The organism is Cryobacterium sp. M23, assembly GCF_002929655.1.
In the GTDB taxonomy this organism is placed as follows: domain Bacteria; phylum Actinomycetota; class Actinomycetes; order Actinomycetales; family Microbacteriaceae; genus Cryobacterium; species Cryobacterium sandaracinum.
In genome coordinates this window covers 83,110-104,624 of record NZ_PJJV01000075.1, presented here as the reverse complement: position 1 = coordinate 104,624, position 21,515 = coordinate 83,110, and the positions used below count along the sequence as shown (strand labels likewise).

General features: G+C 67.5%; 21 protein-coding genes. 18 read left to right on the top strand and 3 right to left on the bottom strand.

The annotated features are described in order from the left end of the window. The first annotated feature begins 6 nt into the window (after nucleotides 1–6). The 10 genes from pdxT (at nucleotide 7) to CXY82_RS11405 (ending at nucleotide 10,038) form a co-directional block, all read left to right on the top strand. Nucleotides 7–600, top strand: a complete 594-nt coding sequence (gene pdxT / locus CXY82_RS11450) for a pyridoxal 5'-phosphate synthase glutaminase subunit PdxT (protein ID WP_104171041.1) — start codon at nucleotides 7–9, stop codon at nucleotides 598–600. A gap of 9 nt (nucleotides 601–609) precedes the next feature. Next, nucleotides 610–1,152, top strand: coding sequence for a DUF1697 domain-containing protein (locus CXY82_RS11445; protein WP_104171040.1), 543 nt, complete (start codon nucleotides 610–612; stop codon nucleotides 1,150–1,152). Between the two features lie 150 nt (nucleotides 1,153–1,302). Continuing rightward, complete coding sequence (locus tag CXY82_RS11440) at nucleotides 1,303–2,067, top strand: YebC/PmpR family DNA-binding transcriptional regulator (protein ID WP_104171039.1); 765 nt, start codon at nucleotides 1,303–1,305, stop codon at nucleotides 2,065–2,067. Nucleotides 2,068–2,073: 6 nt separating this feature from the next. Further along, nucleotides 2,074–2,676 (top strand): crossover junction endodeoxyribonuclease RuvC, encoded by a 603-nt coding sequence (gene ruvC / locus CXY82_RS11435; RefSeq protein ID WP_104171038.1) that lies wholly within the window; start codon nucleotides 2,074–2,076, stop codon nucleotides 2,674–2,676. Further along, nucleotides 2,673–3,296 (top strand): Holliday junction branch migration protein RuvA, encoded by a 624-nt coding sequence (gene ruvA / locus CXY82_RS11430; protein ID WP_104100488.1) that lies wholly within the window; start codon nucleotides 2,673–2,675, stop codon nucleotides 3,294–3,296. Before ruvC ends, ruvA begins: the two co-directional genes overlap by 4 nt. A 14-nt stretch (nucleotides 3,297–3,310) precedes the next feature. Further along, complete coding sequence (ruvB, locus tag CXY82_RS11425; RefSeq protein ID WP_370443700.1) at nucleotides 3,311–4,360, top strand: Holliday junction branch migration DNA helicase RuvB; 1,050 nt, start codon at nucleotides 3,311–3,313, stop codon at nucleotides 4,358–4,360. A gap of 97 nt (nucleotides 4,361–4,457) precedes the next feature. Continuing rightward, nucleotides 4,458–4,844, top strand: coding sequence for a preprotein translocase subunit YajC (gene yajC / locus CXY82_RS11420; RefSeq protein WP_104171037.1), 387 nt, complete (start codon nucleotides 4,458–4,460; stop codon nucleotides 4,842–4,844). A gap of 67 nt (nucleotides 4,845–4,911) precedes the next feature. Continuing rightward, on the top strand, nucleotides 4,912–6,648 hold the full coding sequence (gene secD, locus CXY82_RS11415) for a protein translocase subunit SecD (protein WP_104171036.1): 1,737 nt from the start codon (nucleotides 4,912–4,914) through the stop codon (nucleotides 6,646–6,648). Further along, complete coding sequence (secF, locus tag CXY82_RS11410) at nucleotides 6,648–7,661, top strand: protein translocase subunit SecF (protein ID WP_104171035.1); 1,014 nt, start codon at nucleotides 6,648–6,650, stop codon at nucleotides 7,659–7,661. The genes secD and secF overlap by 1 nt, the downstream gene beginning before the upstream one ends. A 103-nt stretch (nucleotides 7,662–7,764) precedes the next feature. Beyond that, nucleotides 7,765–10,038 carry a bifunctional (p)ppGpp synthetase/guanosine-3',5'-bis(diphosphate) 3'-pyrophosphohydrolase gene (locus tag CXY82_RS11405; RefSeq protein WP_104100492.1) on the top strand — a complete coding sequence of 758 codons (2,274 nt, stop codon included), beginning with the start codon at nucleotides 7,765–7,767 and terminating at the stop codon, nucleotides 10,036–10,038. A gap of 38 nt (nucleotides 10,039–10,076) precedes the next feature. On the opposite strand, the gene CXY82_RS11400 is transcribed toward CXY82_RS11405, so the two are convergent. The 3 genes from CXY82_RS11400 to CXY82_RS11390 form a co-directional block, all read right to left on the bottom strand. Continuing rightward, nucleotides 10,077–10,655, bottom strand: coding sequence for a hypothetical protein (locus tag CXY82_RS11400; protein WP_104171034.1), 579 nt, complete (start codon nucleotides 10,653–10,655; stop codon nucleotides 10,077–10,079). A gap of 105 nt (nucleotides 10,656–10,760) precedes the next feature. Continuing rightward, nucleotides 10,761–11,993 carry a DUF349 domain-containing protein gene (locus tag CXY82_RS11395; RefSeq protein WP_104171033.1) on the bottom strand — a complete coding sequence of 411 codons (1,233 nt, stop codon included), beginning with the start codon at nucleotides 11,991–11,993 and terminating at the stop codon, nucleotides 10,761–10,763. An 89-nt stretch (nucleotides 11,994–12,082) separates the two neighbouring features. Continuing rightward, nucleotides 12,083–12,883 carry a peptidylprolyl isomerase gene (locus CXY82_RS11390; protein WP_104171032.1) on the bottom strand — a complete coding sequence of 267 codons (801 nt, stop codon included), beginning with the start codon at nucleotides 12,881–12,883 and terminating at the stop codon, nucleotides 12,083–12,085. Nucleotides 12,884–13,058: 175 nt separating this feature from the next. Here CXY82_RS11390 and CXY82_RS11385 point away from each other — a divergent pair, with 175 nt between their 5' ends. From CXY82_RS11385 to CXY82_RS11350, 8 genes are all read left to right on the top strand, one after another. Next, the gene (locus CXY82_RS11385) at nucleotides 13,059–14,399 is read left to right on the top strand and encodes a replication-associated recombination protein A (RefSeq protein WP_104171031.1); all 1,341 of its coding nucleotides are present in this window, start codon (nucleotides 13,059–13,061) and stop codon (nucleotides 14,397–14,399) included. Nucleotides 14,400–14,616: 217 nt separating this feature from the next. Beyond that, nucleotides 14,617–15,246: a 30S ribosomal protein S4 gene (rpsD, locus tag CXY82_RS11380; protein WP_104100497.1), complete on the top strand. Its 630-nt coding sequence runs from the start codon at nucleotides 14,617–14,619 to the stop codon at nucleotides 15,244–15,246. A 134-nt stretch (nucleotides 15,247–15,380) separates the two neighbouring features. Beyond that, nucleotides 15,381–15,758 carry a DUF948 domain-containing protein gene (locus tag CXY82_RS11375; RefSeq protein ID WP_104171030.1) on the top strand — a complete coding sequence of 126 codons (378 nt, stop codon included), beginning with the start codon at nucleotides 15,381–15,383 and terminating at the stop codon, nucleotides 15,756–15,758. Between the two features lie 131 nt (nucleotides 15,759–15,889). Further along, nucleotides 15,890–16,120, top strand: a complete 231-nt coding sequence (locus CXY82_RS11370) for a hypothetical protein (protein WP_104171029.1) — start codon at nucleotides 15,890–15,892, stop codon at nucleotides 16,118–16,120. 72 nt (nucleotides 16,121–16,192) lie between these two features. Further along, nucleotides 16,193–18,847, top strand: a complete 2,655-nt coding sequence (gene alaS, locus CXY82_RS11365; RefSeq protein WP_104171028.1) for an alanine--tRNA ligase — start codon at nucleotides 16,193–16,195, stop codon at nucleotides 18,845–18,847. 3 nt (nucleotides 18,848–18,850) lie between these two features. Further along, nucleotides 18,851–19,375 (top strand): Holliday junction resolvase RuvX, encoded by a 525-nt coding sequence (gene ruvX, locus CXY82_RS11360; protein WP_174843632.1) that lies wholly within the window; start codon nucleotides 18,851–18,853, stop codon nucleotides 19,373–19,375. Then, nucleotides 19,372–20,613 carry an endolytic transglycosylase MltG gene (mltG, locus tag CXY82_RS11355; protein WP_104171027.1) on the top strand — a complete coding sequence of 414 codons (1,242 nt, stop codon included), beginning with the start codon at nucleotides 19,372–19,374 and terminating at the stop codon, nucleotides 20,611–20,613. The genes ruvX and mltG overlap by 4 nt, the downstream gene beginning before the upstream one ends. After that, the gene (locus CXY82_RS11350; protein WP_233199306.1) at nucleotides 20,591–21,511 is read left to right on the top strand and encodes a shikimate dehydrogenase; all 921 of its coding nucleotides are present in this window, start codon (nucleotides 20,591–20,593) and stop codon (nucleotides 21,509–21,511) included. The genes mltG and CXY82_RS11350 overlap by 23 nt, the downstream gene beginning before the upstream one ends. The last annotated feature ends 4 nt before the right edge of the window (nucleotides 21,512–21,515 follow it).

The following is a 21,515-nucleotide window of genomic DNA, read 5'->3' as shown; positions in this document are numbered from 1 at the left end:
CCGTTCGTGAGCGTTGGAGTTCTCGCCCTGCAGGGTGACTTTCGTGAGCATGCCGAGGTACTGCGGTCCCTCGGCGCCGAAGTCGAACTCATCCGCCGCCCGGAGGAACTGGACCGCATCAGCGGGCTCGTGATCCCCGGCGGCGAATCCAGCGTCATGGACAAACTGGCCCGCGCGTTCGGTGTGGCGGAACCGCTGGCCGAGGCCGTGCGGGCCGGCCTGCCCGTCTACGGCACCTGCGCGGGCCTGATCATGCTCGCCGACACCGTCATCGACGGGATCGAAGGGCAGCAGAGCATCGGCGGCTTCGACATCGCCGTGCGTCGCAACGCCTTCGGTTCGCAGACGCTCTCTTTCGAGACCGACCTCGACGTGCCGGTGCTCGGTGAGCCGCCGGTGCACGCCATTTTCATCCGCGCCCCCGTGGTGGAGTCCGTCGGGACCCGGGCGCGCGCGATAGCCACGCTCTCGGACGGGCGCTGCGTCGCGGTCGAGCAGGACAACCTGCTCGGAACCTCATTCCACCCCGAGATCACCGGGGAGTACCGGTTCCACGACTATTTCCTGCAGAAGGTGGCCGCCGCCGGCTTCCGCTACTAGGCTCCGGTCATGGCCGGCTGGGTGGCGCTCCTGCGCGGAATCAACGTCAACGGGATCACGATCACGATGACGGACCTGCGGGCCGTGTTCCGCGGGCTCGGCTACACGGATGTCCGCACGGTTCTGGCCAGCGGCAACGTGCTCTTCACGGCGGGCGGGTCGGATGCCGCGGCCCTCAAGGCCACAATCGAACGCGCTCTCTCCGACAACTTCGGTTATCAGGCGTGGATCGTGCTGCTCGGCGTTGACGCACTCGACAGGGTGGCGCGGGCGTTCCCATTCGATGCGGAGCGGGACGGTTGGCATCCGTATGTCGTGTTCGGATCGGCGCGGACCGCGCTCGACGAACTGCTCGAGGCGGCTGGGGAACCGGACCCGGAAACGGAGCAGGTTCGGCCCGGAACCGGCGTGCTTTACTGGCAGGTGCGCCGAAGCATCGGCATCAACAGTCCGTTCAGCGAGCTGAGCGGCAAGGCCCGGTACCGGTCGACCACGACCACCCGCAACCTCCGCACCCTGAACAAACTGATCGCCGCGGCCCCGGGCGCGTGAAGCCCGGCCCATCAGGCATCGCGGGTTAGAATGGGGCGCACCCCACGGTGCAGCGACCAATGGCACCAGTAGTGCAGCGACCAGCACGGCAGCGGCACCCCCGCGCCAATCGACAGCCACGTCACTACAGCCAAAGACAACGGGAGACTCATGTCCGGACATTCCAAGTGGGCGACAACAAAGCACCAGAAGGCGGTCACCGACTCGCGTCGGGCCAAGGCCTTCGCCAAGTTGATCAAGAACATCGAAGTCGCGGCCCGCATGGGTGGCGCCGACCTGTCGGGCAACCCGACCCTGGTCGACGCGATCCAGAAGGCCAAGAAGACCTCTGTTCCCAACGACAACATTGACCGTGCCGTCAAGCGCGGCGCCGGCCTGTCCGGCGAAGTAGTCGACTACACCACCATCATGTATGAGGGCTACGCCGCGCACGGCGTCGCCGTCATGATCGAGTGTTTGACCGACAACAAGAACCGCGCGGCCGCCGAGGTGCGCACCACCATGTCCAGAAACGGCGGCAACATGGCCGACCCCGGCAGCGTCGCGTACAACTTCCACCGCAAGGGCATCGTCGTCGTGCCGAAGAGCAACGGCCTCAGCGAAGATGACGTGCTCCTCGCCGTGCTCGACGCGGGCGCCGAAGAGGTCGTCGACGACGGTGAGAAGTTCGAGGTTTTCAGCGAAGCGCACGATCTCGTCGCGACCCGGACCGCCCTGCAGACCGCCGGGATCGACTACGACTCCGCCGACATCGCGTTCGTGCCCCAGCTCAAGGTCGAGGTCGACGCCGAGATCGCCCGCAAGGTGTTCCGGCTGATCGACGCCCTCGAAGAACTCGACGACGTGCAGAACATCTACAGTAACTACGACGTGTCGCCCGAGGTCATCGCGGAGCTTCAGGCCGAAGCCGAGTAGCGCGCTGTGTCGGTCCGGGTTCTGGGCATCGATCCCGGGCTGACCCGCTGCGGCGTCGGAATCGTAGACGTCGCCGCCAACCGGTCCGCGTCCCTGGTCGACGTGACCGTGCTGCGCAGCTCGCCGGACTTGCCGCTCGAGCAGAGGCTCCTGCTGATCAGCCGGGGCCTGGAAGACCTGCTCGACCGGCACAAGCCGGCGGTCGTCGCCATCGAGAGGGTGTTCGCTCAGGACAATGTCAGCACCGTGATGGGCACCGCCCAGCTGAGCGGCGTCGCGCTGCTCCTGGCCGCTCAGCGTGGGCTGACGGTCACCCTGCACACCCCGAGCGAGGTCAAGGCAGCCATCACCGGCTACGGGTCCGCCGACAAAGCCCAGGTCGGCGCCATGGTGGCGCGGGTGCTGGGCCTGGCCGAGGTGCCCAAGCCCGCGGATGCCGCGGACGCGCTGGCCATCGCGATCTGCCATGCCTGGCGCACCGGGGCGGCCGGCGGCACCCTGCCCACCAGCGCCGACGTGGTCCCCGGCACCCTGACCCCGGCCCAGAAGGCGTGGCGCGCCGCCGAGCGCGGCGCAGTGTCGCCGGTGCCCCGTAGTCTGAAGCGGTGATTGCTTCCGTTCGTGGCCTTGTCCTGTCTGCCGTGGGTTCCACGGCCGTGATCGAGGTCGGGGGAGTCGGTCTGGCCGTACAGGTCACCCCGGCCACTGCGCTCTCCCTGCGCGTCGGCACGGAGGCCCGGCTTTCGACCACCCTTATCGTGCGCGAGGACTCGCTCACCCTCTTCGGATTCCCGTCCGCCGACGAACTCGAGGTCTTCGAGCTTTTGGTCGGCGTCACCGGGGTCGGCCCGAAATCGGCCCTCGGCGTACTCGCGGTGCTCAGCCCCGTCCAAATCGCGCAGGCCGTCTCGGCAGAAGACGACGGCGCTTTCCGCAAGGTCAGCGGCATCGGCCCGAAAACGGCCAAACTGATCGTGCTCTCCCTGGCAGGCAAGGTGTTCGTGACCGTCACGGCCGCGGCATCCGCCCGCCCGGAGCCCACCAGCGCGTCGGCGAACGTGCAGGCCGCCCTGATCGGGCTCGGCTGGTCGGAGAAGGTGGCCGCCGAGGCCGTCGACGAGACCCTCGCGGAGACCGTCGAACCCGGGCAGGTCGGCGTCGCAGCGCTCCTTCGCCTCGTACTCGTCAGGCTCGGCCCGGCCCAGCAGGCATCGGAGCGTCGCCCGTGACCGGCGCACAGGGTCTGGCCGGAGACCCCGGCGTGGAGCTCACCAGGCCGGAACTCGAGGGCGACGCCGAACTGGCCTTCGAGGGTGCCCTCCGTCCGCGCAGCCTCGGCGAGTTCGTCGGCCAGCAGAAGGTTCGCGGGCAGCTGCAGCTCCTCTTGACCGCCGCCACCATGCAGAGCCGCACCCCCGACCACATCCTTCTGGCCGGCCCGCCCGGACTCGGCAAGACCACTTTGGCCATGATCATCGCCTACGAGGGCAACCGCCCGCTGCGGATGTCCAGCGGCCCGGCCATCCAGCACGCCGGTGATCTGGCGGCGGTACTCTCCTCGCTGGTGCCCGGCGAGGTGCTGTTCATCGACGAGATCCACCGCATGGCCCGCTCCGCCGAGGAGATGCTCTATCTGGCGATGGAGGACTTCCGCATCGACATCATGGTCGGCAAGGGCGCCGGTGCCACCTCGGTTCCCCTCGACCTGGCACCGTTCACCCTGGTCGGCGCCACGACCCGGTCCGGACTGCTGCCCAACCCACTGCGCGACCGGTTCGGCTTCACCGCCCACCTCGAGTTCTACGCCGACCACGAACTCGAGCAGGTGCTCGGCCGGGCAGCCAAACTGCTCGACCTGGCGATCGACACGGCCGCCATCGCCGAGATCGCCGGTCGGTGCCGCGGCACGCCCAGAATCGCCAACCGCCTGCTCCGGCGGGTGCGGGACTACGCGCTGGTGCACGGTGGAGACGCCGATGTGGCCGCGGTGCACGCGGCTCTCGAGCTGTACGACGTCGACGCCATCGGGCTCGACCGGCTCGACCGGGAGGTGATGCGCATCATCCTGACCCGTTTTGGGGGAGGGCCGGTGGGTCTGAACACGCTCGCGGTGTCCGTGGGGGAGGAGTCCGAGACCATCGAGGCCGTCGTGGAGCCGTTCCTGGTGCGGATCGGCTTCCTGATGCGCACCCCGCGCGGCCGGGTGGCGACCGCGGAAGCGTGGCGGCATTTCGGCCTGACGGCGCCTCTGGTGGGCGGGCCGCCAATCCCTCTTATGCTGGATGACCTATAATTCGAGTTGGTTCGCCTCGAACCACTCGTGCTGGTTCCCCCGAGCCAGACGCACAGACTTCGGCCCTCGCGCCGCAACCGGAAGGTCCCACAGTTTTATGGATCCGTTAACTCTCGTCATGCTCGCCGTTCTCGCGGCGCTCGTGTTCTTCATGTTCCGCAACAGCCGCAAACGCCAGAAGGACCTCGCTGCCCTGCAGGCCCAGATGGTCGTCGGCGCCGAGGTCATGACCAACTTCGGCATGTACGGAACCATCCTCGCGATTGACGAGGAGGCGAATAAGGTTGCCCTCGAGATCGCCCCCGGAACCGTCGTGCAGTTGCACCGTCAGACCATCGCCCGCGTGGTGGAGCCGATCGTGGCCGAGCCCGAAGATGAGGGCGTCGCCGAGCTGAACCAGGGCAGCACCACCGTTATGGGCGAACCTGACTTCGGTCAGCGCGTCGCCGACACCGACGAAGAGCCCAAAAAGGGCGACGCCTAACCAATCCCTCTCCATGCCCGCGCCTCGGCGCGGGCATGAGCATGAGCATAGAAAGCTGAGTTCTCTGGTGGCAAAGTCGTCTTCGGCCAAGAAGGCCTGGCGTTCCCTCACGTGGCTGGGTGTGATCATCGTCGGCCTGATTGCGCTCAACACGGCCGGCGTGCTCACCGGCGGCGGATCCTGGACGCCCAAGCTGGCCCTGGACCTCGAGGGCGGCACGCAGATCATCCTCGCGCCGAAGCTCGAGTCCGGGCAGTCCGTCTCCTCGGAGCAGCTCAACGAGGCCGTGAAGATCATTCGGCAGCGCATCGACTCGGCAGGCGTCTCCGAGGCGGAGATCAACACCCAGGGTGGCCAGAACATCGTCGTGTCCATCCCCGGCGTGCCGGACGACGCGACGATCAACCGAATCGAGTCCTCAGCCAAGCTCGAGTTCCGACCGGTGCTCGTGGCCGGTGCCCCGTCCGCGGCCAGCGTCGGTGAAGACGTTGTCGGAGAGGACGGGGTCGCGACCCCGGTACCGACCCCCACGGTCGACCCGAGTCTGGAAAGCACCCCGACCGCGGTCCCCACCGACGGGAGCGACCTGAACTGGATCACCCCCGCGCTCCAGGCCCGGTACGAGGCCTTCGATTGCAGCAAGATCGATACCACCAATGTGGCACCGGCGGCGGAGCCGCTTGTCACCTGTGAGGCCGACGGCTCCATCAAGTACATCCTCGGCCCGGTCGAAGTCAGCGGCGAGAACGTCTCCGACGCGACCAACGGCCAGCAGACCACGCAGAGCGGCGCCACGACCGGTGAATGGGTCGTCAACATCACCTTCGACGGAACCGGAACCAAGGCCTTCGCCGACGTCAGCACCCGGCTGAACGCGCTCACCGCAGCGCAGAACCAGTTCGCGATCGTGCTCGACGGCAACGTCATCTCGGCCCCGCGCACCCTGGCGGCCATCACCGACGGCAACGCCCAGATCAGCGGTGACTTCGACCAGGACTCGTCGAAGGCCCTCGCCGACCAGCTCAAGTTCGGCGCCCTGCCGATCAGCTTCACCGTGCAGAGCCAGGACACCATCTCGGCGACCCTGGGCTCCAGCCAGCTCACCGGCGGCCTGATCGCAGGCCTGATCGGACTCGTACTGGTCGTGCTCTACTCGCTGATCCAGTACCGCCTGCTCGGCCTCGTCACAGTGGCGTCGCTCACGGTCGCCGCGATCATCACCTACCTGCTGATCACGATCCTGTCCTGGCGCGAGGGCTACCGGCTGTCGTTGGCCGGCGTCGCGGGTCTGATCGTCGCGATCGGCATCACCGCCGACTCCTTCATCGTCTACTTCGAGCGGGTGCGTGATGAGCTCCGGGACGGACGAGGGCTCGAATCCTCCGTCGAGGCCGGCTGGAAGCGCGCCCTGCGCACCATCCTCGCCTCCGACGCGGTCAACATCTTGGCCGCCGGCGTCCTGTTCATCGTCGCCGTCGGCAACGTCAAGGGCTTCGCCCTCACCCTGGGGCTGACCACCCTCGTCGACGTGCTCGTGGTCATGCTCTTCACCCACCCGATGCTCCAGCTGCTGGCGCGCACGAAGTTCTTCAGCGACGGACACAAGTTCAGCGGCCTCGACCCGCGGGCCCTGGGCGCGACCTACCGCGGGCGGGCGAAATTCCGTCCCTCGGATGACCTCCCTTCCGCCAAACTGTCCTCGGCCAGCCGTGAGGCAGCCAAGCGCCAGACCATCGCCGAGCGCAAGGCGTCAGAACTCGTCGGTTCCAGTGCGGATCGAACGACCGACGGGAAGGATTCCTAATGGCCAGCTTTTCCCAGTTCGGCAACGACCTGCACACCGGCAAGCGCTCGTTCGACATCGTCGGGCGGCGCAAGACCTGGTACCTGGTCGCGGTCGTGTCACTCTTCGTGGCCATCGTCGTTCCCCAGCTGCGTGGCGGCTTCGTCTTCGGCATCGAGTTCACGGGAGGCTCCGAGTTCAAGATCTCCCAGGTCGCCGACCAGGACCAGGGAGCTGCCGCCGATGCCGTGACCGAGGTCGTCCCGTTGGCGACGCCCAGGGTGTCGAGCGTCAGCACCACCGGCATCCGAGTGCAGACCGACCAGCTCACCAGCGACGAGACCCGGGAGATTCGCGCCGCGCTGGCGGATGCCTACGCCGTGCCGATCGAGCAGGTCACCGCGTCCTTCATCGGTCCGGTCTGGGGCCAGGACATCACCGGCCAGGCCGTGCGCGGACTCCTCATCTTCCTCGTGCTCGCCGCCATCGGCATGGCACTGTACTTCCGCACCTGGAAGATGTCGGTCGCGGCCATGACCGCGCTGATGCACGACCTCGTCATCACCGCCGGGATCTACGGCATCACCGGTTTCGAAATCACCCCGGCCGCCGTGATCGGATTTCTCACGATCCTCGGCTACTCGCTCTACGACACGGTCGTGGTCTTCGACAAGATCCGCGAGAACACCTCGGAGGCGGGCGCCGAGACGCGCACGTTGGCCGAATCTGTAAACCTGGCAGTCAACCAGACCCTGGTGCGCTCGATCAACACCTCCGTCGTCGCGGTGCTGCCGGTCGCCTCGATCCTCTTCATCGGAACGCTCGTGCTCGGGGCAGGAACCCTTCGGGACATCTCGCTGGCACTCTTGATCGGCATCGTCGCCGGCGCCTACTCGACGATCTTCATCGCGTCGCCGCTGTACGCTCAAATCCGCTCCGCGGAGCCGACCGTGCGCCGCGCCGACCAGAAGGTTCTCGCCCAGCGGGCGAAGGCCGGCCCCGCGCTGAAGATGGCCGCCGAAGTCAGCATCTAGTCGGCCCTGATCACCGCCGGAGGAGGCCCGCACCCGAGCCGGAAGTGGTACCCGATCCGGCTCGGGAGCAGTGATAATTGATCAAGTGGATGGAGGTGGCCAGATGACCGAACTGACGACTCCTCCTGCCTACCCGGCTCCGCTCCCGCCGGCATCCTTGCGGCGCCTCGTGCCTCGGATCTTTTCCCGGGCCCAGCCGGTCGGCGCGGTCGACACGCTGCTGAAGACCGTGCGGATGCACCATCCCAAGGTGGACCTCTCGATCATCGAGCGGGCCTACGTCACCGCGGAGCAGGCGCATGAGGGCCAGTTTCGCCGCAGCGGAGAGCCGTACGTCACACATCCGGTCGCGGTCGCGCAGATCCTGGCGGATCTGGGCATCGGCCCTAAGACCGTCTCGGCGGCACTGCTGCACGACACCGTGGAGGACACCGAGTACACTCTCGACCAGCTGAGGCACGATTTCGGCGACGAGATCACCATGCTGGTCGACGGCGTCACCAAGCTGGACAAGGTCAAGTACGGCGACAGCACCCAGGCCGAGACCGTGCGCAAGATGATCGTGGCGATGTCCAAGGACATCCGTGTGCTGATCATCAAGCTCGCCGACCGGCTGCACAACGCGCGCACCTGGGGATTCGTGCCTGCCGAGTCCGCGGTTCGGAAGGCGACCGAGACGCTGGAGATTTACGCGCCGCTCGCGCATCGCCTGGGCATCCAGGCTATCAAGTGGGAGCTCGAAGACCTCTCGTTCGCGGTGCTGTACCCCAAGCTCTACGCCGAAATCGACAGTCTTGTCAAGCAGCGCACTCCGCAGCGCGAAGAGTTCGTGCAGCACGTCATCGACTCGATCGTCGACGACCTGAAGGCCGCCCGCATCCGGGGCAAGGTCGCCGGCCGGCCCAAGCAGTACTACTCGATCTACCAGAAGATGGTCGTGCGCGGGCGCGAGTTCGACGACATCTACGACCTGGTCGGCATTCGAGTTCTCGTCAACTCGGTGCGGGACTGCTACGCGGTTCTCGGCGCAATCCACGCTCGGTGGACGCCGCTTCCCGGCCGGTTCAAGGACTACATCGCCACCCCCAAATTCAACCTGTACCAGTCGCTGCACACCACGGTTCTCGGCCCGAGCGGGCGCGCCGTGGAGATCCAGATCCGCACCCAGGAAATGCACCAGCGCGCCGAATTCGGCGTGGCCTCGCACTGGAAGTACAAGGAGCAGACCACAGGCAAGAGTTCCGGTCCGGGCCCGCAGAGCGACACCGACATGGCTTGGCTCGCCCACATCTCCGACTGGCAGGCCGAAACGGCCGACCCGGGGGAGTTCCTCGACTCGCTGCGCTACGAGATCGGCGCCAAAGAGGTCTACGTCTTCACCCCCAAGGGCCGGGTGATCGGTCTGCCGGCCGACGCTACCCCGGTCGACTTCGCCTACGCCGTGCACACCGAGGTCGGCCATCGCACCATGGGCGCCAAGGTCAACGGGCGCCTCGTCCCGCTGGAGAGCCCTCTCGTCACCGGTGACGTCGTCGAGGTGTTCACGTCGAAGAATCCCGACTCCGGGCCGAGCAAGGACTGGCTGAACTTCGTCAAGAGCCCCAGGGCTCGCAACAAGATCCGCCAGTGGTTCACCAAGGAGCGCCGCGACGAGGCGATCGAGCAGGGCCGCGACGCCATCGCGCGCGCTATGCGCAAGCAGAACCTGCCGCTGCAGAAACTGATGAACCAGGACTCCTTCGCGGAGGTTGCCGCGGTGATGAAGTATGAAGACGTCTCTGCGCTGTATGCCGCCGTCGGCGAGGGGCATGTGTCGACGCAGTCGGTGCTGGAGAAGGTGGTCGCCACCCTGCAGAGCGTCGAGGAGAGCGATGCCACGGACCTGCCGTTCGCGCCCCACGGCCGCACCCAGACGCTCCGCAACAGCGACTCGGGCATCCTCGTGCGCGGCGCCCCCGACATCCTGGTGAAGCTTGCCCGCTGCTGCACTCCCGTGCCGGGCGACAAAGTCGTGGGGTTTATCACGCGCGGCGCCGGGGTATCGGTGCACCAGGCATCCTGTCGCAACGTGCAGTCCCTGCTCAAGGAACCCGAGCGCATGATCGACGTCGATTGGGCGCCCACTTCCAAGAGCCTGTTCCTGGTGCAGATCCAGATCGAGGCTCTCGACCGCTCCGGGTTGCTCTCCGACGTCACCCGGGTGCTGTCGGAGCATCACGTCAACATCCTGTCGGCGACGGTGCACACCTCCTCCGACCGACTCGCGATCAGCCGGTTCGTCTTCGAGATGGGCGACACCACGCACCTCGATCGCGTGCTCAATGCAGTGCGCCGTATCGACGCCGTTTATGACGTCTATCGCGTCAACGAGGGCTGAGCGGCCATTCAGCTCGCATTGGCCTCCCGGTATTGACATCAGGTGGGGCGCGGATGCTCGTCGAGGTACCGTTGCACCTCCCGCAGTCGGGTGAGGGCCGGAGCCTTGAACGGCAGGTTGGGTGCCGCGCATAGGCGACTGGCCGAGTCGGTGCTGGTGCAGCCGGCCAGGCGCAGCAGGGCGGCGATCAGGGCAACCCGGTCACCGTCGGTGGGCTCGTCGTGCCAGCGGACGAGGTCGACGGCGGTGCGCAGGGGCAGCGTGACCCGGAGGCCGGAGATCGCCTGAAGCTGGTCGGACGGGCAGCTGACCTCGCGGATCTGCATTCGGGGCGACGGGACCAGTTTCATTCGGGCGGAACTCTGCACGCAGAAGTGGTGGCGGCGAGGTTCCGGCGCCAGACCGTAGATCCAGGCAGCGGTCATCCGCTCGGCGATGGCCCTTGGGGACGCAAGCAGCAACCCGACGGCTCGGGCGCGTCGCACCCGGTCATCGACCTCGTCGACCGGGCACCAAAAGTCGCCCAGGGTGAAGAGTTCCCCGTCGAGACGGGCGCCGCACAGCTCCGCGAGCGGCAGGTCGTGGGCAGAGAGCACCACGGGAAGGCGTGAGTTCATCGACTGTGGGTTCATCGACTCAGCGTGCGCCGGGTGTGTTCTCCCGCCCACAAAAAGTGGGGATCTGTGGACAGATCCCCACTCGTCGTGCTGTGGACGGCCGGGCTACTGGCCGATGGCCTTCAGCCACGCCTTGCGGGTCTCGAGAGCCTCGGTGGCTTCCGTGATCGCCGCGGCATCCCCGCCGGCCTGCGCCGCGGCCAGTTCGGCCTCGAGCTTGACGATGGCATCGTGCAGCTGGCCGGCCAGACCCTCGGCGCGAGCCTTGGTCTCCGGGTTGTTGCGCTTCCAGTGGTCGTCGTCGAGCTTGCGCACGGCTGCCTCGACCTTGCGCATGCGGTCCTCGATGGACTTGACCGAGTCGCGCGGAACCTTGCCGATGGCGTCCCACCGGCGCTGGATGGAGCTCAGCGCGCTGCGCGCCTTGGCGCGGTCCGTCTCGGCCAGCAGAAGTTCGGCTTCGGTGAGCAGCTCGACCTTGAGAGTCAGGTTTCCCGCGAACTCCTCGTCGTCGTGCGCGTCGATTTCGGACTTGACCGAGTAAAGCACGTCGCCGGCTGCCTTGAACTTGGCCCACATGGCGTCGTCCTGCTTCTTGCCGCTGCGACCCGCGAGCTTCCACTCGTCGAGCAGATTGCGGTAGCCCGGGATGCCATCGGCGCCCTTGGGGGCGAGGGCCTCGGCCTGTTCGATCAGGTGCTGCTTGCGGTTGCGAACGTCCTTGTGGGCGCTGTCCAACTCGGCGAAGAATGCCTTGCGGTTCTGCTCGATCGTGGTGCGGGCCGCGCGGAACCGCTTCCAGAGGTCATTGGCCTCGCCCTTGGGAATGCGCGGAGCATCGTGCTGGTGGGCCTGCCACTTCGCGAACAGGGCTTCCAGAGCAGCGCTGGTCTGCTTCCACTGCGTCTTAGCCGGGTCTTCGGCGGCGAGAGCCTCGGCCTCGGCGACGATCGCTGCACGCTCGGCGACGGCGGCGGTCGCTGCGGCCTTCGCTTCGGCGCCCTGCTGCTCGGTGAGCTCGGTCACCGCGCCGCCGAGGGCACCCAGGCGGGTGGCCAGGGCTGCCAGGTTGCCGACCGCGTTGGCGTTCGCCACGGCCTCGGTCAGATGTTTGACGGACTTCGCGATATCTGCGGCAGGTGCGCCACCCTTGGCGCGCTGTTCGAGAAGCGTGACCTGGCCGTTGAGCTCAACGTATTTCCGTTCGAAGTAGGCAAGCGCCTCTTCCGGCGTCGCGTCGGGATACTGTCCCACGGCGCGCTCGCCTGTCGCTTCGCGCACGTAAACCGTGCCGGTTTCGTCTACGCGACCCCATGGTTGCTGATCTGTCGTAGTCAAGAGCCTCACCTTATTGATGTCGTTGTGTGCTCACAAGTGAGCCAATACCCGGTCAAGCCTATTGCAAGCCCGCGCGCTGTTCGTCTGTTCTACTGAACTGATACCTGAGTGATGCTGGTCGGCACCTGAGGGGTGCCGTCCGAAGAGCCGTCGGCGACGCCGGCAGCCGTGATCTGCGCTTTGATTTCGTCCAGTCCATCGGTCACCCGGCCGAGCACCGTGTAGCCGCCGACCGCGTCGGCGGGGATGGTCGTGTCGTCGTAGACGATGAAGAACTGGCTGCCCATACTGTAGGCGTTGCCGCCCTGGCGGGCCATGGCCAGTGCGCCGGCCGGGTACACATCGTCGGCCGGGGCGTTTTCAATCGGTCCATAGCTGTAGCCGGGGCCACCCGATCCCGTTCCGGCCGGGTCCCCGCACTGCAGCACGAAGAAACCGCCGTCGGTGAGCCGGTGGCAGGTCACGTCCTCATAGAAGCCGGTGGTGATCAGGTTGATGGTCGAGGACACCGCCTGAGGGGCGAGGGCTCCATCGAGCTCGATCTCGAGCGGAATGCCGTTGAGGGCCAGCGTGCCGGTCCAGGTGCGGTCTTCCGCCAGGGTGCTGGGCGGCACCTCGCCGCTGTTCGCGCTGTCGGATGGTGCGGCCGACGCGGAGGGGGAAGCGGTGTCGGCCACGGAGGGTGCCGGGCTGCCGGGGCCTCCGGTGAAGAACAGCACCTGGGCGCCGACGGCCAGCGCCACGACCACAGCCACGCTGACGCCGGCGATGAGGTTGTCCCGCCGGCGCCGCTTCACCTGGTGCGCATTCACCGAACGCCGGGCCCGAAAGGCGCGTACACGCACGCGCGCCTCGCGGGCTTCACGTTCTTGCTTCTTGTTCGGTACCACGTCGTAGCCTCCAGGCGGCCTCCTTCGGAAGGCCCGATCGAACGGGGACGGCTCCAGCGTCTGGCGCCCGAACCATGTTGAACTCTACGCAACCCGGAGAGGGCAGACAAACATCCGCTCCGGGCAGCACCGGTTCAGGAGCGGCCCGGTCACCGGCACAAACTACGCTGGACCCATGTTGGATTCACAACCGGGACTGCGCAGCGGGGCCACACCCCTCGCCGTACGGATGCGCCCGACGAGCCTCGAGGAGGTCGCCGGTCAGAAGCATCTGCTCACACCGGGCTCCCCGCTGGTCAGCCTGGCCAGTGACAAGACAGGGGAGCAGGGCGCGGTCTCTGTCATCCTGTGGGGCCCGCCCGGCACCGGCAAGACCACCCTGGCCCAGGCCATCGCGCGCAGCTCGGGCCGCCGGTTTGTCGAGCTGTCCGCCGTGTCGGCCGGAGTGCGGGACGTGCGCCAGGTAATGGAAGAGGCGCGCACCAGCCGGGACCTCTACGGACTCTCCACCGTGCTCTTCCTGGACGAGATCCACCGGTTCAGCAAGGCGCAGCAGGACGCTCTCCTGCCCGGGGTGGAGAACGGGGTCATCATCCTCGTGGCCGCCACCACCGAGAACCCGTCCTTCTCCGTCATCTCGCCGCTGCTGTCCCGCTCCCTACTGCTCACCCTCGAAACGCTCAGCGACGACGATCTCGGTGTCGTTGTCGACCGGGCCGTGGTCGACCCGCGCGGCCTGGCCGACCGGTTCGTGCTCGACCCCGAAGCCAGGGCCGCGATCATCCGGCTCGCGTCCGGTGACGCCCGACGGGCGCTGACCGCCCTGGAAGCCGGGTCGGTGGCGGCGGCGTCCTCCGTCGACGCCGAGTCCGACGCGAAGCCGGTCATCACCACCGAGGTCGTCGCCCTCGCTGTCGACCGTGCGCTTCTGCGCTACGATCGCAACGGCGACGAGCACTACGACGTCATCAGCGCCTTCATCAAATCGGTACGCGGCTCGGATGTCGACGCGTCCCTCCACTATCTCGCGCGCATGATCGAGGCCGGCGAAGATCCCCGGTTCATCTGCCGCCGCATCATCGTGCTGGCCTCCGAAGACATCGGCATGGCCGACCCGCAGGCGCTGGTGATCGCCATCGCCGCCGCCGACGCCGTGCAGTACATCGGCATGCCCGAGGGCCGCATCCCGCTCGCCCAGGCCGTCGTGCACCTGGCCACCGCACCCAAGTCCAACGCGGCCTACATGGCCCTGGATGCGGCGATCGCCGACGTGCGGAACGGCAAGACCGGCCGGGTGCCCAAACCGTTGCGGGATGCGCACTACCCAGGCGCCAAACGCCTCGGCCACGGCAAGGGCTACAAGTATCCCCACGACGACGCCCTCGGCGTGCTGGCCCAGCAGTACCCGCCGGACGAGCTCGCCGAGGTGCGCTATTACGAGCCCACCGAGCATGGCCACGAGCGCGAGGTCTCGGCCCGCCTCGCCAAGTTGCGCAAGATCATCCGTGCCCGCTGAACGGAACGGCCGAACAACCCGATGTGCTAATCTAAAGGTTGCCTACAAATGGAATCGGCATGCGGCTGCGTCCGATTCCGGATTGGATGGTCTCGCCCTCTAGCCGGGCGTCCCGTGGCACCACCCCTCTGAACTCCCATGACGTTGAGCCTGTGCTGTCTCACTGCGCGGCCCCCGCCCTGGTTTCCCTTGTTTGCAGTTCCATCGAAAGGACACCGTGTCTACCAAGTCACGTACCCGCAGTAAGACCCGCCTCTCGCGGGCCCTGGGCATCGCCCTGACCCCGAAGGCCGCGCGCTATCTGGAGAAGCGTCCGTACGCCCCGGGCGAGCACGGTCGCACCAAGCGCAAGACCGACTCCGACTACGCCGTTCGCCTCCGCGAAAAGCAGCGCTTACGCGCCCAGTACGGCATCCGCGAAGCCCAGCTCAAGATCGCGTTCGAGGAAGCTCGCCGCGCCCAGGGACTGACCGGTGAGAACCTCGTCGAGATCCTCGAGACCCGTCTCGACGCTCTTCTCGTTCGCTCCGCGATCGCCCGCACCACCGCCCAGGCCCGTCAGATGATCGTGCACCGTCACATCCTGATCGACGGCCAGCTGGTCGACCGTCCCTCCTTCCGCGTGAAGCCGGGACAGCTCATCCACGTCAAGCCCAAGAGCGAGGCCATGGAGCCGTTCCAGGTCGCAGCCGCCGGCGGTCACGTCGACGTTCTGCCCAAGCTCCCCGCCTACCTCGAGGTCGAGATCGACAAGCTGCAGGCCCGCCTCGTGCGCCGCCCGAAGCGCATCGAAATTCCCGTGACCTGTGAAGTCCAGCTCGTCGTCGAGTACTACGCGGCCCGCTAGGCTCCTTTTCACCCGCACCGCCGTCAGGCGCTGCAACTGAATTACGCTGGAGAGCGGATCACCCTGGGGTGGTCCGCTCTTTGCGTACGCGCACCTGGCTCGTGAATGCTGAATCTGGAATGGATGGTTGGTCAATGTCTGGTGGAGATATTGTCGGGCTCGTGTTCGCCGCTGCCTTCCTGATGCTGGTCGGGTTCCTGGCCCTGCCCCTGGTCAAGCTCGGCCGCGTCTTCGACGAGACGACCGTGGCCATCCGCGACCTGACCCACACCGTCACCCCACTGCTTGAGGAATCCACCAAGACCATTCAGGAGACCAACGCGCAGTTGGCCCGGGTGGACACCATCACCTCGAACGTGGCGGATGTCACGGGCAACGTCTCCGCTCTGGTCGCCCTCGTCGCGGCGACCGTCGGCGGCCCGCTGGTCAAAGTGGCCGGCTTCTCCGCGGGGGTTCGCGCGGCCCTGGGGGCTGCCCGCCCGGGCGGTACCCGCCGCCGCCGCCACAGGTAGTCGGGTACTCTGGAACGGAGCCGGCCCGTCTGGGATTCGCCGGTCAGACGGTCGTTCCAGACGTTCAACCGCCGTGAACCGACCTTTTCACCACTTTTCAGGGTCTCCACACATATTCAGGGAGCATTGCTATGAAGAATTTCATCTGGTTTGTCGTCGGTGTCACCACGGGGCTGCTCATCGCCCGCGAAGCCGGCAAGACGCGTCAGGGGAAGCAATTCTTCGCCGATCTGGACACCAAGGCGCGCGAATTCGGTGAGGCCATCTCGGACGGCTACCGCAAGCGTGAGGCCGAGCTGCGGGACGCCATCGGCGAAATCGCGTCGGAGACCGAAATCACGATCGAAAAACTTGCCAAGTAAGTACTCGCCACGTACGTGCTCGCCAGGTAGGTATCATCCAAATCTTTTTCACTACAACGAACTACGGAACTAATGCAGACTGCTGAAATTCGCGGGCGCTGGCTCGACTTCTTTGCCGATCGCGGTCACACCGTCGTCCCCTCCGCTTCGCTTGTCAGCGACGACCCCACACTCCTGTTCACGGTGGCCGGGATGGTCCCGTTCGTACCGTATTTGACCGGTCTCGTGCCGCCCCCCTACCCGCGAGCGACGAGTGTTCAGAAATGCATCCGCACCAACGACATCGAAGAGGTCGGCAAGACCCCGCGTCACGGCACCTTCTTCCAGATGAACGGCAACTTCTCGTTCGGCGACTACTTCAAGGAAGAGGCGATCGGTTACGCCTGGGAGCTGCTCACCAGCTCGGATGCCGACGGCGGCTACGGCTTCGCCGAGAAGGACCTCTGGGTCACCGTCTACGAGGACGACGATGAGGCCTTTCGGTACTGGCGCGCCCTCGGCCTGCCCGAGCACCGCATCCAGCGTCTCGGCATGGACTCCAACTACTGGTCGACCGGTCAGCCCGGGCCCGCCGGACCCTGCTCCGAGATCTTCTTCGACCGCGGCCCGGCCTACGGCATCGACGGCGGCCCGGCCACCGACGACGACCGTTACGTCGAAATCTGGAACCTCGTCTTCATGCAGTACCTCCGCGGCGAGGGCACCAGCAAGAACGACTTTGTCATCCTCGGCGACCTGCCGAAGAAGAACATCGACACCGGCATGGGGCTCGAACGTGTCGCCTTCCTCAAACAGGGCGTTCAGAACATGTACGAGATCGACCAGGTGCGCCCGGTCCTCGACCGGGCCGCGGAACTGTCCGGTCGCCGCTACGGGGCCGTTCACGACGACGACGTGCGGATGCGCATCGTCGCCGACCATGTGCGGTCGTCCCTGATGCTGATGAGCGACGGAGTGATGCCGTCCAACGAGGGCCGCGGGTACATCCTGCGCCGCCTGATGCGCCGCAGCGTGCGCGCCATGCGCCTCCTCGGCGTCGACGCCGCGACCTTTCCCGAATTGTTTCCGGCCTCCCGCGACGCCATGGCCGGCGCGTACCCCGAGATCAAGGCGGACTACGCCCGCATCAGCCAGGCTGCGTATGCCGAAGAGGAGACCTTCCTGCGCACCCTCGCCAGTGGCAGCGCCGTGCTCGACCTCGCCGTCGCGAAGACCAAAAAGGCCGATAAGGTCGTTCTGCCGGGCGACACCGCGTTCCTCCTGCATGACACCTACGGCTTCCCGATCGAGATCACCCTCGAGATGGCCGAGGAGGCCGGGCTCAGCGTCAACCGCGAGGCCTTCGACACACTGATGGCCAAGCAGCGCGCGATGGCCAAGGCCGACGCCAAGGCCAAGAAGACGCACCTCGCCGACCTGTCGGTCTACAGCGCATTCCGCGCGGCGGGGGAGACCGTCTTCACGGGCTACGACGCCCTGCAGACCGAATCCAGCGTGCTCGGGATCATCGTCAACGGTCTCTCCGTCGACCGCGCCGTCTCCGGTGACATCGCCGAGGTGATCCTCGCCGAGACGGCCCTGTACGCGGAGTCCGGCGGCCAGGAGGCCGATGCCGGTTTGATCGTGGGCACCGGCTACGAGCTCGAGGTGCTCGACGTGCAGAAGCCCGTCAAGGGCCTGATCAGTCACAAGGTGCAGGTGCGGACCGGCGAAGTCGGCGTCGGGGACTCCGCCACCAGCGTCGTCGACCCCGACTGGCGCCGCGGTGCCCGGCAGGCGCACTCCGGCACGCACGTGCTGCATGCCGCCCTCCGCCAGGTGCTCGGCCCGAACGCCCACCAGTCCGGCTCGTACAACAAGGCCGGCTTCTTCCGCCTCGACTTCTCCTGGAACCAGGCACTGTCCCCGGCAACCCGAAGCGAGATCGAAGAGATCTCCAACAACGCCATCCGGGACAACCTGCCCGTACTCACCCGGGAGCTGCCCCTGGCCGAGGCGAAGGCGCTCGGCGCGATGGCCCTGTTCAGCGAGAAGTACGGCGACCGAGTGCGCGTCGTCGATATCGGCGGCCCCTGGTCTCGCGAACTCTGCGCGGGAACCCACGTCGCCTCCAGCGCCGAGATCGGCATGATCAACCTTGTCAGCGAGGGTTCTGTCGGTTCCACGAACCGCCGGGTGGAGTCGTTGGTCGGCCTCGAGGCCTTCCGCGACCTGGCCGCCGAGCGCGCCCTCGTCTCCCAGCTGACCTCACACCTGAAGACGCCGCGGGAGCAGTTGCCAGAGCGCATCAACGAGCTCGTGCAGAGCCTCAAGACCGCCGAGAAGAAGATCGCCGCGTTCGAGGCGCGGGCCCTCTCCGACAGGGTGCCTGCCCTCGTCGCCTCGGCAAAGCTGGCCGGTTCCGTCAATGTCGTGGCCGAGCAGGTCGGCACGCTGGGCTCCGCTGACGACCTGCGGATGCTGGTCACGGCCACCCGCACGCAGCTCGGCAGCACGCCGGCGGTCGTGGCCCTCGCGGCCGTGGTCGCCGACAAGCCCGTCGTCATCGTGGCCACCAACCCCGCGGCCCGGGAGGCCGGCCAGCGTGCGGGAGCCCTGGCGAAGCAGGTCGCAGGCATCCTCGGCGGCGGCGGCGGCGGCAAGGATGACCTCGCCCAGGGCGGCGGCACCGACGCAGCAGCCATCCCGAACGCCCTCGCGGCCGTTCGATCCGCCGTAGCAGGCTGAACCATGCGTCACGGTGTGCGGGTGGGAGTCGACGTCGGGAAAGCCCGGATCGGCCTGGCCCGCAGCGACGCGCACGGCCTGCTGGCGACCCCGGTCGAGACCGTGGGCCGCGACCACTCCGGCAGCCTGGACGTGGCCCGGATCGTGGCCGTGGTGGCCGAGCTCGACGCCGTTGAGGTGGTGGTCGGGCTGCCGCTCGCGCTCTCCGGCAACCGCACGGCGTCGACCAACGATGCGGTGGGGTTCGCCGAGCTGCTGGCCCGGTCCCTGACCGTTCCGGTTCGCCTGGTCGATGAGCGCCTGTCCACCGTCGCGGCGCAGTCGGTCCTGCGCTCCGCGGGGCGGAAGGCCAAAACCCAGAAACCCGTGATCGACCAAGTCGCCGCGGTCATCATCCTCCAGCACGCCCTCGACACCGAACGCACCCTCGGCACACCCGCCGGCACGGCCGTCGATCTCGTGCGCGACCAGCTTCCAGCCGGGCCCCCGCCAGCTGCCGCACCGAATGAAGGGCAGCCTCAACGATGACACCCCCTCCCGCCGACAGCACCGGAGCCCCGGCCGAGCCGGGCGACCCGACAAGCCCCATCGACCCGGCGGACCCTCTCAGTTCGCGTCGGGCCATCCGTGAGTCACGGGACGAAGGCACCCGGTCCAGTCGTCGCGCCCTGCTGGACTCCGCTCCGGTGCCGCAGAAGAGGGGCCGCCGGGGCGCCTGGGGCTGCCTGATCGTCTTCCTGATCCTGGCCGGACTCGCCGGTGCCGCCGCCCTCCTGCTCCAGGAGCCGATCGGTACCGTGATCGGCATGGTGCAGGGCCCGGCGGACTACGACGGCGCCGGAGGCGACGAGGTCATCGTGATGATCCACGACGGTGAAACGGGTCAGGACGTCGCGAACTCCCTCGTCGCCCAGGACGTGGTGAAGAGCTACGACGCGTTCTACGAGGTGCTCCGCGCGGAGAGCCCGGCACCCGTCTTCCAGCCCGGCGCCTACCGTTTGGCCGGCAAGATGAGCGGCCGCGCCGCCCTCGACGCCCTGCTCGACCCGGACAACAAGCTCGAACAGACCGTGGTGATACCCGAGGGAACCACGACCGCCTCGGTGCTCCAGCTGATCAGCGAGGGCACCAGTATTCCCTTGGCCGATCTCGAGGCCGCGGCTGCCGACGTCGAGCCCTACGGCCTGCCGGGCGAGGCAACCACCCTCGAGGGGTTCCTGTTCCCGGCCACCTACACGTTCCCCCCTGAGACCACGGCGCCCGAGGCCATCCGCACGCTCGTCGACCGACAGTTCGAGGCTCTCGACGCTGCCGGGGTCGCGCCCGAGAACCGCTGGAAGACCATCGTTATCGCGGCCCTGATCCAACGCGAAGCGGGGCTCACGGAGGATTTCTACAAGGTTTCGCGCGTGTTCCTGAACCGGCTCGACCCGGCCCAGTGGCAGAGCGGGCTCCTGCAGTCCGACGCGACCGTGGCCTACGGGACCGGGGCGACCGACCGGGTGAAGACAACGGATGCCGAACGCGCCGACGCTGCCAACGCCTACAACACCTATGTGCACCCCGGGCTTCCCGTGGGGCCGATCTCGAACCCCGGCGACATCGCGATCGACGCCGCCGTGAACCCCGCCGACGGCACCTGGCTGTACTTCGTGTCCTGGAACCTCGACACGGGGGAGACGATCTTCTCCACCACGATCGCGGAGCACGACGCCGCCGTGGACAAATGGCTGGCCTGGATGGATGAGCACCCCGAATATGGTTGAGCCCGAAGCATCCGTGCCGGCCCCCGCCCGTGACCCTGCCCGCGTTCGTCGTCTCGCGGTGCTGGGCTCGCCCGTCGAGCATTCCCTTTCCCCGGCACTGCACCGGGCCGCGTACCAGGCGCTCGGCCTGGACTGGCGCTACGACGCCGTGCGGGTGCCGGCGGGCGGACTGCCGGACTTCCTCGCGTCCCGGGGCGCAGACTGGCGCGGCCTCTCCCTCACGATGCCCCTCAAGCACGAGGTCCAGGCGCAGCTCGACGGCATCGACCGGGTCGCCGCTCAGACCGGCTCCGTCAACACGGTGCTGTTCGGTGAAGCCGACGGCCGGCGCACGTTGCAGGGTTTCAACACGGACGTCACCGGCCTGGTGCGTGCCCTCGCCGAAGCCGGAGTGCGCCGCGCGGTGCACGTGTGCCTGCTCGGCGCCGGCGCCACCGCGGCATCCGCCCTGGTCGCCGCGGCTGAGCTGGGCGCGGAGCTGGTCGACGTACTCGTGCGCACCCCGGCGAAGGCGGCCGATCTGGTCGAACTGGGGCAGAGCCTCGGGGTCGTGGTACGGGTATACCCGCTCACCGACCTGCCCGACCCTGCCCGCGTCAGCGAGCTGGTGATCAGCACCCTGCCCGGGGGCAGCGACCCGGGTGCCGAGTTTCCCGCCGGGCTGCGCCGGCAGGCGCTCCTGTTCGACGTCAGCTATTCCCCCTGGCCCAGCGCCCTCGCCCGGTCCTGGTCGTCGGCGGGCGGCACCGCGGTGTCCGGAGAGGGGATGTTGCTGCACCAGGCCCTGATCCAGGTGCGCATCTTCGTCTCCGGCGACCCGTTCGAGCCGCTGCCGAATGAGGACGTGGTGCTGCACGCCATGCGCGGCGCCCTGACCGGGAAGGCTGTGACAGGATAGTGGT